This window comes from Pedobacter alpinus (assembly GCF_042684645.1).
Lineage (GTDB): Bacteria > Bacteroidota > Bacteroidia > Sphingobacteriales > Sphingobacteriaceae > Pseudopedobacter > Pseudopedobacter alpinus.
The window spans coordinates 438724-453261 of sequence record NZ_JBHULV010000008.1 but is presented as its reverse complement, the minus strand read 5'-3'; the positions used below and the strand labels follow the sequence as shown (position 1 = coordinate 453261).

General features: G+C 32.7%; 14 protein-coding genes. 5 read left to right on the top strand and 9 right to left on the bottom strand.

Features of this window, described 5'->3' with window-relative positions; all coding sequences use genetic code 11:
- Positions 1 to 24: 24 nt before the first annotated feature.
- From argG to ACFSSE_RS03090, 6 genes are all read right to left on the bottom strand, one after another.
- Positions 25 to 1221 carry an argininosuccinate synthase gene (gene argG / locus ACFSSE_RS03115; protein WP_379040517.1) on the bottom strand — a complete coding sequence of 399 codons (1197 nt, stop codon included), beginning with the start codon at positions 1219 to 1221 and terminating at the stop codon, positions 25 to 27.
- A gap of 68 nt (positions 1222 to 1289) precedes the next feature.
- Positions 1290 to 1949, bottom strand: a complete 660-nt coding sequence (locus ACFSSE_RS03110; protein WP_379040519.1) for a GNAT family N-acetyltransferase — start codon at positions 1947 to 1949, stop codon at positions 1290 to 1292.
- A 112-nt stretch (positions 1950 to 2061) separates the two neighbouring features.
- Entirely contained in the window at positions 2062 to 2196 is a 135-nt protein-coding gene (locus tag ACFSSE_RS03105) for a hypothetical protein (RefSeq protein ID WP_379040520.1), read from the bottom strand.
- Between the two features lie 202 nt (positions 2197 to 2398).
- Positions 2399 to 3127, bottom strand: coding sequence for an acyl-CoA desaturase (locus ACFSSE_RS03100; protein WP_379040521.1), 729 nt, complete (start codon positions 3125 to 3127; stop codon positions 2399 to 2401).
- Positions 3128 to 3314: 187 nt separating this feature from the next.
- The gene (locus ACFSSE_RS03095) at positions 3315 to 5765 is read right to left on the bottom strand and encodes a DUF5686 and carboxypeptidase regulatory-like domain-containing protein (RefSeq protein ID WP_379040522.1); all 2451 of its coding nucleotides are present in this window, start codon (positions 5763 to 5765) and stop codon (positions 3315 to 3317) included.
- Positions 5766 to 5820: 55 nt separating this feature from the next.
- Positions 5821 to 7968 (bottom strand): DUF5686 family protein, encoded by a 2148-nt coding sequence (locus ACFSSE_RS03090; RefSeq protein ID WP_379040523.1) that lies wholly within the window; start codon positions 7966 to 7968, stop codon positions 5821 to 5823.
- Between the two features lie 96 nt (positions 7969 to 8064).
- On the opposite strand from ACFSSE_RS03090, the gene kbl reads away from it, so the two are divergent.
- From kbl to ACFSSE_RS03070, 4 genes are all read left to right on the top strand, one after another.
- A complete protein-coding gene (gene kbl, locus ACFSSE_RS03085; RefSeq protein ID WP_379040524.1) occupies positions 8065 to 9252 on the top strand; it encodes a glycine C-acetyltransferase in 1188 nt (395 codons plus the stop codon).
- Between the two features lie 217 nt (positions 9253 to 9469).
- Positions 9470 to 10618 (top strand): phenylalanine--tRNA ligase subunit alpha, encoded by a 1149-nt coding sequence (gene pheS / locus ACFSSE_RS03080; RefSeq protein WP_379040525.1) that lies wholly within the window; start codon positions 9470 to 9472, stop codon positions 10616 to 10618.
- Between the two features lie 6 nt (positions 10619 to 10624).
- Complete coding sequence (locus ACFSSE_RS03075) at positions 10625 to 11041, top strand: hypothetical protein (RefSeq protein ID WP_379040527.1); 417 nt, start codon at positions 10625 to 10627, stop codon at positions 11039 to 11041.
- Position 11042: 1 nt separating this feature from the next.
- Complete coding sequence (locus ACFSSE_RS03070) at positions 11043 to 11618, top strand: TetR/AcrR family transcriptional regulator (RefSeq protein WP_379040529.1); 576 nt, start codon at positions 11043 to 11045, stop codon at positions 11616 to 11618.
- 64 nt (positions 11619 to 11682) lie between these two features.
- On the opposite strand, the gene ACFSSE_RS03065 is transcribed toward ACFSSE_RS03070, so the two are convergent.
- From ACFSSE_RS03065 to ACFSSE_RS03055, 3 genes are read right to left on the bottom strand one after another with little or no spacing between them, the layout of a single operon-like run.
- On the bottom strand, positions 11683 to 12039 hold the full coding sequence (locus ACFSSE_RS03065) for a DoxX family protein (protein ID WP_379040530.1): 357 nt from the start codon (positions 12037 to 12039) through the stop codon (positions 11683 to 11685).
- Between the two features lie 26 nt (positions 12040 to 12065).
- Positions 12066 to 12398 (bottom strand): HepT-like ribonuclease domain-containing protein, encoded by a 333-nt coding sequence (locus tag ACFSSE_RS03060; protein WP_379040531.1) that lies wholly within the window; start codon positions 12396 to 12398, stop codon positions 12066 to 12068.
- On the bottom strand, positions 12367 to 12702 hold the full coding sequence (locus ACFSSE_RS03055; RefSeq protein ID WP_379040532.1) for a nucleotidyltransferase family protein: 336 nt from the start codon (positions 12700 to 12702) through the stop codon (positions 12367 to 12369). Before ACFSSE_RS03055 ends, ACFSSE_RS03060 begins: the two co-directional genes overlap by 32 nt.
- A 285-nt stretch (positions 12703 to 12987) precedes the next feature.
- On the opposite strand from ACFSSE_RS03055, the gene lpdA reads away from it, so the two are divergent.
- A complete protein-coding gene (gene lpdA, locus ACFSSE_RS03050; RefSeq protein ID WP_379040533.1) occupies positions 12988 to 14391 on the top strand; it encodes a dihydrolipoyl dehydrogenase in 1404 nt (467 codons plus the stop codon).
- Positions 14392 to 14538: the final 147 nt, after the last annotated feature.

Here is a 14538-nt window from a genome sequence, read left to right as displayed (position 1 = left end):
ATTCCTACTTGTAGGAAAGCCCCTTTAGGGATTTGGGGCATTTACTTTATGCCAAATACTTACTTGATTTCCAAAAATCTTAGAAAATCCTTTCACATCATCTCCGGTATAACCTTCGTTCATTTCTCCGTAGCTTCCAAATTTGCTGCTCATTAAATCATTGTCAGATTCAATTCCGATTACTAAGAAACGGTATGGTAATAATTGGATAAACACTTTTCCGTTCACAGTTTTTTGAGTGTTTTGTAAAAAAGCTTCAACATCTCTCATGATAGGATCGTGAAACTGCCCTTCATGCATCCAATTTCCATAAAACATTGCCAATTGGTCTTTCCAGCTTAACTGCCATTTGGTAAGCGTGTGTTTTTCTAAAGCGTGGTGTGCTTTAATAATTACCATTGGTGCTGCAGCTTCAAAACCTACTCTTCCTTTAATACCGATGATGGTATCACCAACGTGAATATCTCTACCAATACCAAAAGGAGCAGCTATTTCTTGCAAAGCCTGAATTGCCTGTACAGGATGGTTATATTTTGTGCCATTTACAGCTACTAATTCGCCTTTTACAAATTCTAATTCTAAATCTTCTGCTTCGGTTTTTGTGACTTGAGTTGGCCAAGCAGATTCTGGCAACATTCCTTTAGAAGTTAAAGTTTCTTTACCTCCTACAGATGTTCCCCAAATTCCTTTATTAATAGAATACGCCGCTTTTTCTGCATTAATTTCTACACCATGTTTGTGTAAATACTCAATTTCGGCTTCTCTGCTTAGTTTCAAATCTCTAATAGGGGTAATGATACCAACTTTTGGAACCACGATATTAAAAATCATATCAAAACGAACTTGGTCGTTTCCTGCTCCTGTACTACCGTGAGCAACAAAATCGGCACCAATTTCTTTTGCGTAGTTTGCAATTGCTGTAGCTTGCGTTACCCTTTCGGCACTTACAGATAAGGGATAAGTATTATTTTTTAATACGTTTCCAAAAACTAGATATTTTAAGCAAGAATCATAATAACCTTTAACAGCATCAACCGCATGATGAGAAGTTACCCCTAAACTATAAGCTCGTTCTTCAATTTGCTTTAATTCTTCCTTAGAAAAACCTCCGGTATTTACAATTACCGAGTGTACTTCTAAGTCTAAATCTTTAGTTAAGTAAATGCAACAAAATGAGGTGTCTAATCCTCCGCTAAATGCTAAAACAACTTTCTTTTTCATATATGAGTATTGAGATTTGAGTATAGCGTAGTGAGACTCTATACTCATTACGCCATACTCACTATTTATTAATTTATTAAACCGACAGCAACTATTTTTGTGAAACTTTTCAATTTCTTTTCTATCCTTTCAAGTAGTGATGCCTTGTGAGTGATGTTTTTTAACCTTTCTTCTTCTTGTGATTTTTTCTCAACAGGATCGTACAACATTGCGGTACACATGCAATTTTGACGACCTTTACTCATCAAAATATCATAGTTTACACAACTTTTACAGCCAGCCCAAAAGTTCTCGTCTTGAGTTAATTCAGAATATGTTACTGGTTCATATCCTAAATCTGAGTTGATTTTCATTACGGCTAAACCAGTTGTTAAACCAAATATTTTTGAATCGGGATATTTTTCTCGAGAAAGCGCAAAAATTCTGTTTTTGATTGATTTTGCTAAGCCAGCTTTTCTATAAACAGGATTTACGATTAGACCAGAATTTGCCACAAAATCTCCATGTCCCCAAGTTTCTATATAACAAAAACCGGCCCAAGTACCGTCTTTATGTAAAGCAATTACAGCCTTACCTTCCAACATTTTATTAGAAATATATTCTGGAGAACGTTTTGCAATGCCAGTTCCCCTAGCTTTTGCAGATTCTGCCATTTCATCGCAGATGGTTTCTGCAAAACCTACGTGTTGCAAACCGGCAACTATTATATTAAAATCGGAATTATGCATTTATTTAAGGTGGTAATTCGAAACCACATTTTCAGTTAAAACGACCATGAATTTTGATGAAACTATCCACAATAGATAGCTAAAAAGGGGGTTATTTCTGTTCTCAGACCAATCAAAATCTGAAAGCAGATAGCGGTCTTCGTCGCAAAGAGATTGTTCTGAAAGAAGGTAAACAAATAAACATAGCAGCAGCATGTCCGTTGTTTAACGGTTTACTGTTGTTTGTATTTAAAATGTTTTGTTTCATCTTTTTTAAATATCAGGCTTTAACCTGTTTTCCAACGCAAAAGAGCGTATAATTTTTTTTAAATACAACATTAAATACAATTATTAATATTTAATTAACAAGCTTTTAACTTAACATATATAAAACCAAAATAGTTTATCAAAAAAAATAGCCCTTAAACCTAATTAAGAGCTATAATCTTGAAATTAATATTACTATATTTTTAAACTTTTCTCAGTTTAATGATGCGACACCAATGTAATACTTTAAGAATTGGATAAACAGGATCAATCTCGAACCATTTTTTAGCAAAATTTGGGCTATTAGGGAATTTATGATGGTTATTTTGAAAGAGCTCGCCTAACATTAAGAAATCAATTGGAGTTGTGTTTTTGGATTTATCCTGATTATCAAAATTAGAATAACCGTATTTGTGACCGCACCAATTTACAATAGCGCCATGTAATGGACCCATAATAAAATGTATAGGCAACAATAAAAACATCCACCATGATGTAGCAAAAAATATATAGAAAGTAATATATCCTAAACCAAACAATACGCGAGTTATAAAAGAAGAAGCTATTTTATTAACCAAAGGCCATTCTGGATAGTTACCAGTAAACTCCTTATCAGCCTGTAAGGTACCAACCGCAAAACCATTGTACATACCACGAGTATTCCACATCATCTGAAATACATCTTCAAAAAAATGAGGAGAATGAGGGTCTTTTTCTGTATCGGAGAAAGCGTGGTGCATGCGGTGCATTATTGCATAAGCCTTTGGATTTAAATAGGATGACCCCTGACTAAACCAAGTAAATATATAAAATGCTTTTTCCCAAAATTTGTTTAGAGTAAACATTTTATGAGAAGCATAACGGTGTAAATAAAAGGTTTGCGCAAAAAGAGATGAAAACCAATGCGCTAAAAAGAAAATAAGAATATACATGCTTTCGCTTTTTTATAAGGGATTTAATTTTTAGCAAATTTAACTAATGATTGCTAATTAATTATGATAAATGTCAATTCTTGACAATTTATCGAGATTAATGATTTGCTCTATTTTTTTATAAACGGTTATTATGGTGTTTTGTTTTCAGAAAATAATATGTTAAAATATTAAGACCTATTAATTGTTAAAATCCGTAAGCAATCCTAAATCCCGAGTCTATCTTCTCTTTTCTATTGTAAACAAAACCGTAATAAACTTTTAAACCAGTAAACGCCAGACCAACATAAAGTTCTCGGTAATTGGTTAATTCATTACTGGCTAAATAATTTATACCTACAAGTTCTTGAAGTTTAAGCTTTCTAACTAGTGGTATTTTATTAGAAAAAAAGCCAGAAAAATTATGTTCTAAATGAGCCTCAAAATATTTGTTTGCTGTATTAAATTTATAAAAATCTAAAAATAAAAACTGGTTATCAGCAGGTGTAAAAGCCAAAGCTTTATTACCTGTAAAATGTTTAAAATCTGGATAAAAGATATTATTTGTGTTTATGAAAGCTCCAGCTTCTGTAGCAAAACTAAATTTACCATAAAAACCAAATTTAATATTTGGCTTAGAAATTCTTAAACTGAGCTGGTCAAAATCTGTATCAGAACCAAAAATATTAGGAATGGCTTTAATGTAATTGAAATTTAAAACTGGCCATTTAGATGGTAAATAAAATCTACCGGTGGGGTATGTTACATATTTATTACTAAAATTGTATCTTAAACTAATTTTGGCTTTAAAGGTTTGGTGCTGGACAAATAAAGGTTGACTGCTTAATGGTTGAAAAGGGTTGTTTGATGTAAACTCAATTTCTTTATCGTCTATAAATTTATATGTTGTAGTATTGGCTAGCCAATTATTATCATTATAAAATAATGTTAAACTACCATTTAAACCACCAGCTATTTGCGAGTTAAAACCTACCTGTACTAACTGTTTACGGTAAAGTTTCATGTAGTTTTTTTCAAAAAACAAAGAGTTAAAAGTGTTTCCTAAGATATTTATAGAACCGTTATTGTTTAAATCAACAACATCAGACCCTAGTAAAAAACTTAAGCTTTGCTTTTTTAAAATTGGTATAGTAAAACCTGTATTTGCACTAAATAGTTTGTTAGAAAAACCATAACGTAAATGCCCGTTCCAAGTAAAATTTCTATTATTGATAGTATCTATTCTTTTGCTATAACTTGCTCCGTAATTTATCGCAAAACCTTCAACAGTGTTGAAATGAACACTACTTAATAAGCCATCGAAATTATAATATTCTTTTTTAAACCTATTACGTGGCTGATAACCCCCTAAAAATATTTTAGAAAACTTTAATTTATTATTTACCTTATCTAAACTATCTAAATAAGGTTTAGATTCTCTTTTTTTTGCAATACTGTCTTTTTTTACATAGTTAACCTTCTCTTCCTTAGTTAAGGGAATAGGCCTTTCATTGCTCCAATATTCATCATCCTTTTTATTAACATCTTTGGTTATTTTTAAAACCTCTTTAAAGTTTTTAATTGGTTTTGTTGGTTTAAAATCATAATCGGTGTATATTCCCAAAAAATACCCGCCAAACTTAAAGCTAAAAAGGCCTCCTTTAAATTCAAAAGCAACGCTTGCAGGCATCCAATTTTGCTTTATAGGAATAAATTTTTGGTTAATTTTAAGAGAATCAATTAAAGTGATGTTAGATTCTTTAGTCATTAAAAAATCAGTGCTATGTATGCGCCAGCTATTTTCAACAATATAAATATATCCGCGATAAGCTGGGTCGTATTTACGTTTAGGAATTAGCTGTATTTTATTAATAAGTTCGCCGTTTTCTAACGTTGAGCCAATCAGCTTATAATCGTAATAAAAAAGTGCATTATCCGCAATTGGAGATACAAATGGCCTATTACTAATACCATCCCAATTTTGATAGTTCTCGTAAAAATTCAGCAATAATTCTGTTGCCCTGTTAAAGCTAAAAGCCCTATTGCTTCCTGCAACTTTAGAAGAAATCATTTCTTCTTGGTAATTATTTGGCGGCAAATAATTTAAAATAGATTGCGACTCCGATTGGTAAACAATACCAGTTCTGTTACTATCCAAACCTGCTTGTTTAGCAACTTCACCAATATCTCTTCCTAAAAATTTTTCTGGAGCCTTCAATAATTTTTGCACTCCTTTAATATAAACTTTACAAGTGTAAGCTGGTGTTTCTGTTAAATGCCCTTTACGCTTATTTATAGCTTTTTTGATAATTGCATAAGCGGGGTCTTTACCTGTTGCGTTAACAATTACATCTTTTAATTCATATAATTCTGGCTCTAATTGAAAATTTAAAACCATATTATTGGCATTAACAATAATAGACTTTATGGCTTGTTTATAACCCACTGCGCTAATAATAACTTCATAATTTCCATTAGCAAGTTTCAAAAAATAATTACCCTCGTTATTTGCAGATGTGCCTATATTGCTACCTTTAACAGCAACTGTAGCAAAGGGTATAGGTTCTTTTTCTTTATTAGCAACATTACCAATAATAGACTGTGCATTTATATCAAAAGAAAAAATAATTAATATTAAAACAAGATAGCGTTTATACATTCCATAAAAATTTCTTTAAAGATGTAAATTTTCACAGGCACTTTAATTAAAATAGCTAAAAACCGTAAGATATTTTAAACCCTTTATTCAGAACTCCTTTACCGCTAAAAGAAACTGCAAAATCTGCTCTAAATGTTAATCTCCTTACACCAGCATAAGCTTCAAAATAATCTCCTTTATTTGGCTGGTATAGGTATGCACCCCCAATTAACTCTTGTAATTTCAGCTTTCTTAATAAAGGAACTCTGTTAGAAAAATATTGATTAAAATTATGCTCAATATGGCCCTCTAAAAAATATTCATTTGTACTATAGGTATAAAAATCTAAAAGGTGAAAACTACGTAAACCTGGGTTAAAAATTAACGCCAAATTACCACTAAAATGCCTCCACTCTGGAAAGAAAACACTCTTAGCATTAAAAAAACCACCACCAGCAACAGAGTAAGAGCCATATCCCCACAAACCCATGTCTAATTTTTCATGTTGTATTTCTGCTTCAAGATATTGATAATCAGATTCTGAATTCACAAAATTTGGGATTCCTTTTTTGTAATTAATTATAAACCTAGGACCTAATGGTAACTTATAAATTTTTACATTATCTTTTGTAATGTAAGGCTGCTTTAATGTATAAATTAAAGAAGAATTTATAAAAAATGAACTGTATTGAGGAAATAACTCATTCTCTAATGCGGGAGATATTGGATTGTTTGAACTGAAATTTCTTTCCTTAATATCTCTAAAAACAAAATCTTGTGTATTAGTAACAGAATAATTTCTAGCCATTTCTGTCCCTACAGATAGGTAAAGATTCCCTACCAATTCTCTTCCAATACCTAAACTTACATACTCTTTTCTGTAAAGTTTCATGAAATTTTGTTCAAAAAACAAGGTATTTAATGTGTTTTGTAAAGACCCAATACTGCCATTTGGGTTTAAATCTAAATAGGTACTTCCTATACTAAAATTAAGTGTGCCTCTTTTCTTAGGCTTATAAAACCAAGAAAAAGAAACATCAGAATTTAGCTCTTTATTACTAAAACCATATCGCATACGAGGTGTAATTGCCCAATTACTTTTGTTCTTAGCGTACTCTATAAACGTTACGCCATAACTTATTCCAAAACCCTCTACTGTGTTAAAAAATAAAGAAGGCACAATCGGATCAAAAATAATTGCTCTTCTTTTATTTTTACTTGCCCAAACTTTGTCGGAAAATAGAAGCGGTAAAATTTTTATTCTTGAGCCAAAATTTGCTAAAGAATCTATAATTATTTCATCTTTTCTTATATTTCTTGAATCCTGAACTTCATAAGATAAGCGTTCTTGTAGAGTAAGTGGTATTTGCCTATTCTCTTTAAGAATATTTCCGTTAAATGCAGAGAAATTATCCTTAACCTCTTCATTTTTACTGAATTTATCGAAAATGCTAAAATCAGCTGAATCTTTAGCTGTAAAAATAGAATGACTGGTACCAGAAAAAGCAAACTTAAAAACCTGACCTTTATATTTTAATAAAGTATAAAGAGGGTGTGCAATACTTGCATTGTAACTTTGCACTATTTGTAAGGTATCAATAAAATTTATTCCCTTGTCTCCGGTTATTTTTAGGTTAAGATGTTTTAAATCATACGTTTTAGGATTAAAGGTTAATTCACCAACAAAAGTAGCAGAGAATTTTTTCTTAGGAATTACAGCTAAAACCAAATCAGTTTCTGTTAAACTAATAATATCATAATTATAATGAGCAAATGCATTTTTAGCCAACGGTGAAACAAAATTTTTATCACTTAAAGCCTCTATTTTTATATAATTAGTACTAAAGTTAACGCTTAGTTGTGATGCACTTTTAAACTCCCACGACGGGTATTTGCCATAACTTTTAGTTGCTTCAATAAATTCTTTGTAGCCAAGTTCTGGCTTAAAAAACAACTGAGAATAAGACTCATTTAACCAAACCAATTGTTTTTTTTTAACATCAATATATTTAATATTTCTTCCTAAAACCTTATCGGGCCCGTCATCTAAAATTAATTCGTTCTTAATATATGCACCAGCCTCATAAGCTTTTCGTTCCCTTTCTTTCTGATTTTCAATAACCTGTAGCATAAACTTATTAACCCAATTGGCAGAGTCTAGCGTCCCAGAAGCCTTGGCGTTAAAAGAATATAAAACACAACAAATAATTAAAAATTTTTTCATAAATCTGCCTCTCAATGTAATAAAATTATACATTACTCGCTTGTAATTCTTTCATCCAAAAATGATTTCTTAGTTTTAACATTAAAAATATTGATTATGTATAAAACTTTAAAACCTGTTCTTGCAAAAGAAATTAACGACATTAAACTTGCCGGATTATATAAGAAAGAAAGAATTATAGTTACACCACAAGGTGCAGATATTAAAGTAAACAACAACCAAGAAGTTATTAATTTCTGTGCCAATAATTATTTAGGCTTATCATCGCACCCAAAAGTAATTGAAGCTGCTAAAAATGCAATTGATAGCCACGGCTTCGGATTATCATCTGTAAGGTTTATTTGTGGCACACAAGATATTCACAAAGAATTAGAGAAAAAAATATCTGAATTTTTAGGCACAGAAGATACAATTTTATATGCTGCAGCTTTTGATGCAAACGGAGGAGTTTTTGAACCTTTGTTTGATGCGCAAGACGCAATCATATCCGACGAGCTAAACCATGCTTCAATAATTGATGGTGTACGCTTATGTAAAGCACAACGCTATCGCTATAAGCATGATAATATGGAAGATTTGGAAAAACAATTACAAGAAACTCAAAATCTACGTCACCGTATTATTGTTACAGATGGCGCTTTTTCTATGGACGGCACCATTGCGCAATTAGACAAAATTTGCGATTTGGCTGATAAATACAATGCTTTAGTAATGATTGACGAATGCCATTGCAGTGGTTTTATGGGAAAAACAGGCAGAGGAACTCATGAACACCATAACGTTATGGGCAGAGTTGATATCATTACTGGTACTTTAGGTAAAGCTTTAGGTGGCGCATCTGGTGGTTTTACATCTGGTCCAAAAGAGGTGATTGAAATTTTACGCCAACGTTCTCGTCCTTATTTATTTTCAAACACCTTAGCTCCAGCAATTGTTGGTGCATCTATTGCAGTTTTAGATATGCTAACAGAAACAACCGAGTTAAGAGATAAATTAGAAAGTAACACCACTTATTTTAGAGAAAAAATGACGGAGGCTGGTTTTGATATTAAACCAGGTGTACACCCAATTGTGCCAGTAATGTTATACGATGCGCAATTATCTCAAGATTTTGCTGCAAAAATGTTAGAAGAAGGCATTTATGTTATTGGTTTTTATTACCCAGTTGTACCAAAAGATAAAGCTCGTATAAGGGTTCAAATGTCTGCGGCACATCATAAACATCATCTTGATAAAGCTATTGCTGCATTTATTAAAGTAGGGAAAGAGTTAAAAGTAATTTAGGTAGAAGGCGAAAGGCTGAAAGCCATAGGCAGAAAGGAAGAGGCTGGAAGTTTTATTTGACCGATAAAATACGTTTTTAGCTTTAAGCTTTGTGCCTTTTGCTTTAAGCATTAAAACTTAACGCAAAAAAATAAAACCAGCTAATTGCTATTATAATATTACGATTAAGAATTAAAGTCTCTGTTAAACGAGACTTTTTTTATTAAATTTGCACCCTATGCAGTCTAAAATCACTCAATACAGTACCGAAATAGCAGCTTTTGAACCCAAAACAGCAGAACAATTAGAGAGCTTCCGCATAAAATTTTTAGGTACTAAAGGTATTATCAAAGATTTATTTGATGAATTTAAAGCTGTTTCGCCAGAAGAGAAACGCATTTTAGGTAAAGTTTTAAATCAATTTAAACAATTAGCAGAAGCTAAGTTTAACGATTATAAAGACAATTTTGCTGCAAATAATGCTGAAAGTAATAAGGAAGATTTAACGCTTCCCGGCGAAGGTTTTGAATTAGGAGGCCGTCATCCGTTATCTTTAGTAAGAAAAGAGATAGTAGAAATTTTTAAAAGATTGGGTTTTGTTTTAGCCGAAGGGCCAGAAATTGAAGACGATTGGCATAATTTCTCTGCATTAAACTTCCCTGAAGAACACCCAGCAAGAGATATGCAAGACACTTTTTTTGTTGCCTCACCCTCGGTCCCTCTCCAAGAGGAGAGGGAAGCTCAAGATGGCTCTTCAAACGATAAAGATGCTAACCTAATAAATAAAGCAGAGACTCAAAGTGCTCCTCTCCAATTAGGGGGAGAGGTTGGGAGTGGGGCTGCTTTTGCTCTCCGCACCCACACATCATCTGTTCAAGTCCGCTTAATGGAGGCAGGTAAACCACCTTTTAGAGCATTAATGCCTGGTCGTGTTTACCGGAATGAAGCTATTTCTGCCAGAGCGCATTGCTTTTTTCATCAAGTAGAAGGTTTATATGTTGATGAAAACGTTTCATTTGCCGACTTAAAACAAACCTTATACTACTTTGTTCAGGAATTATATGGTGAAGGCACAAAAGTACGCTTCCGTCCATCCTATTTCCCGTTTACAGAACCATCTGCAGAAATGGATATTTCTTGTACCATTTGTAAAGGTAATGGTTGCCAAATGTGTAAACAAAGTGGTTGGGTAGAAATTTTAGGTTGCGGCATGATAGACCCTAATGTTTTAGATAATGTAAATATTGATTCTAAAAAATATACTGGTTTCGCTTTTGGAATGGGTATAGAAAGAATTACCAATTTAAAATATCAGATCAAAGATTTGCGTTTGTTTTCTGAGAACGACGTACGTTTCTTAAAACAATTTCAATCTGAGGTGATTTAAAATAGTATGAAAAAACTAGCAATCTGTCTTTTTTTGTTTGCAGCCTTCATTACAACGTCATGTAATAAAGACAACATTTTTATTGCAGATGTTCCTGTAGATATTCGTATTCCTGCTAATGATTTTCGTTTTTCTATTTTAACAAGCGCTGGCGGAGCGGTAACAATACCAGGCGGTGTTGCAGGAATAATTTTATACAAAAAAAACAACGGGCAAATTGTTGCCTATGATAGGTGCAGTAGCTTTAACCCAGAAAGTAAATGTGCTGTAAATTTAAATGACCCAACAATTACCGCTACCGACCCATGTTCTGGTTCAATATTTTTAATGGAAGACGGTTCTTCCATTAAGGCACCAGCTACTAGGCCATTAAAACAATATTTGGTTAATGTAACCAGCTCTCAAATTACCGTGATAAACTAATATGGAAATAGATAAGATAAAAGAAAGTATAAAAAAGGCAGCACAAGATCTTTTCCGTAAATATGGCTATCACAAAACCAGCGTAAACGAAATTGCTAAAAAAGCTAAAATAGCTAAAGCTACTATTTACAAATATTTTGAAAGTAAAGAGCTTGTTTTACATGCCATTTTAATGGATTACTTAAGGGTAAGCATTAATGAGTTGGTACATAAAGACAGCAAAAGCATTAATAAAGAAGAACACCTTACCATTTTAATTTTGAAAGTAAGTAAGCTTTCTTATACTGTTTGTAACGAGTTTATTGGTTGGGATTTTATTAGAGAATCAACCAATGCACAAGAATTTTTAAAAAACTTATCAGATGAATTAGAGCGTTTGCTTTACGCCGAGTTTTTAAGCATTGAAGAATTAAATAACGACCCAACTTACCCAGAAAGGTTACGTTTTTTGATTAAAGCCAGTAAAAGCATCATTTTCTCTTTTGCTTTCACCTCTGTAAGTGATGCCGATGTTCGTAAGAATTTTATCTCTTTCCAAAAAGAAATTTTACCCTATTTGGTAAAGGCAGCTTTATAGGTTTGATATTCTTCGGTCTAATTCCTAGGGCTGTGTCTTCACAGACCGAAACTAATGCCTAATATTAATCCTGTAAAATATACGCCCAATACATCAGTAAAAACTGAAAAGGCAATCTTATTAAAGAAATATAAAACATAAATCCTCCTTCTGCATATTCATTTATAGCCATTTGAATATTTGCAGGAAAAACCGCAATTAAGAGTACAATTATACCCCAAGCTCCAAGTTTTCTAGTCTTTTTTGGGATTAATAAACCCCCTGCAATAATTTCTGCCAAGCCACTTAGGTAAACCAATTCTAAATGATTTGGTAAATATTTGGGCATTATTTGCAAATAAAAACTGGGATTAATAAAATGGTAGGTGCCGGCTAATACATAAACGGAACCCATTAAAACGGCATAGTGACTTTTTTTCATAGGGAATTTAGGATTAAGCTTTTGTTTTATTCCAACAATAACACAATTTGTTTTTTCAACGGCAGCAAATGTCTAGTTAAAACTGCCCAAATTATGGCATCATCAATATTATCATAAGAATGAATTATTCTATTTCTTAAACTTATAATTTCCGATGTGTTTTCAATTTGCGTATGAGCGGAAATTTTCAAAAACTTATTTAGTGCTTCTCCAACAATTGCTAAATGCCTTTCTACGGCACTTTTGGTTTTATAATCGTTGATATAATTATCAAAAGAAACAATATCCTTTGTAAAATCTTCTATTAATTCTATTGAAAAGCAAATATCAGTTAAAAACTTTTTCTCCTCTTCGGTCATAAATTAGCTTTTTTGTTTGGTCGATATTCTTTTTGAGGTAGGGGTTTTTTATAGCGTCATCTGTTAATAAATCAACTTTTCTTTTAAACAATTCCTCTAATTTATTCCAAAAAGAAAGAAGTGCATCGCCCCTATCAGCTGGATTTTGGATATCGATTTTAACAATAATATCTATATCGCTTGTCTCAGGATTAAAATTGGAAGTAATAGACGAACCAAAGGCATATATTTTCTCGACCTGATATTTTTGACACAGATTGATAAACGCTTGATGATGTTGGCTGATGATGCTTTTCAAATCCATAATCAAATATAAGCTTTTATTTATCCGAAAATATAATCCTTTAATCAGTTAGTTTTATAGCCAACCCTCACTTTTAAATAGCCCCGATTGCAGTGTAAATCCTTTTTGCTACTATTCCATTATGCAAATATGCAAAAAGATTGTAACGTAAAGCGGGACTGTCCTAACCTATAAAAAGCGAACCTTTGTTGCTCATCATAATAATAAATATGTAATTAAATTGAAAAGAACGTTTTATTGCTTAGATAGTTTCTTAATTTAGCGCAAACAAAAAAATAAATCAAAATGCAATACGACGTTATCGTTATAGGTTCAGGTCCGGGCGGATATGTTGCAGCAATTCGCTGTGCACAATTAGGTTTAAAAACCGCAATGGTTGAAAAATATCCCACTTTTGGTGGTACTTGTTTAAATGTGGGTTGTATCCCATCAAAAGCACTTTTAGACTCTTCAGAACATTACCATAATGCCACGCATACTTTTGCTGAGCATGGTATTGATGTGAAAGATGTAAAAGTGAACATCAAACAAATGATAAAAAGAAAGAACGAAGTGGTTGAACAAACTACTGGCGGTATTACTTTTTTGATGAAGAAAAACAAAGTAGATACTTTTGAAGGATTAGGTTCTTTTAAGGATAAAAACACTGTTAAAATAGCCTTAACAAAAGGTGGTGAGCAGGAAATTACTGGTAAAAATGTGATTATTGCTACTGGTAGTAAACCTACTGAATTGCCTTTTTTGAAAACTGATGGTAAAAGAATTATCACTTCTACTGAGGCTTTAAATTTAACCGAAGTGCCAACGCACATGGTATTAATTGGAGGTGGAGTTATTGGTTTAGAGTTAGGTTCGGTTTATGCTCGTTTAGGAGCGGAAGTTACTGTGGTTGAGTTTATGGATGCCATTATCCCAACTATGGATAAAACTTTAGGTAAAGAATTGCAAAAGTCTTTATCAAAATTGGGTATGAAATTTTTGTTGAGCCACAAAGTAACTGGTGCAACGGTTAAAGGTAAAACAGTAACCGTAACTGCGGATTCTCCAAAAGGAGAAAAAGTAGTTTTAGAAGGTGATTATTGCTTAGTCGCTGTTGGCCGTACCGCTTATACAGATGGTTTAGGTTTAGAAAACCTTGGTATTACTGTTGAAGAACGTGGTAAAAAAATTACCGTTAATGAGCATTTAGAAACTTCTGTTAAAGGAATTTATGCTATTGGTGATGTGATTAAAGGTGCAATGCTTGCTCATAAAGCCGAAGAGGAAGGAACTTTTGTAGCTGAAATTATTGCGGGACAAAAACCACATATCAATTACAATTTAATTCCGGGTGTGGTTTACACTTGGCCAGAAGTTGCTTCTGTAGGCTATACCGAAGAGCAATTGAAAGAAAAAGGAACGAAATACAAAACAGGTTCTTTCCCATTTAAAGCAAGCGGAAGAGCTAGAGCAAGTATGGATACTGACGGTTTAGTGAAAGTTTTAGCTGATGCTACTACTGACGAGATTTTAGGTGTTCATATGATTGGTCCGCGTACTGCAGATATGATTGCAGAAGCAGTTGTAGCCATGGAGTTTAGAGCAAGTGCAGAAGATATTGGTAGAATAAGCCATGCACACCCAACTTTTACCGAAGCGTTTAAAGAAGCCGCTTTAGCCGCAACTGGAAATAGAGCAATACATATTTAATTTTTTCAGCTAAAAGCTTTATGCTGAAAGCAAAAAGCATCTTGTAAAAAAGTTTAAATGCATTACTTGAATTTTAAAGCAAAAGCCCCGATTTTAAGATTGGGGCTTTTGCTTTTTATAAAAAGTTCTAAACTCATTTCCATTTAC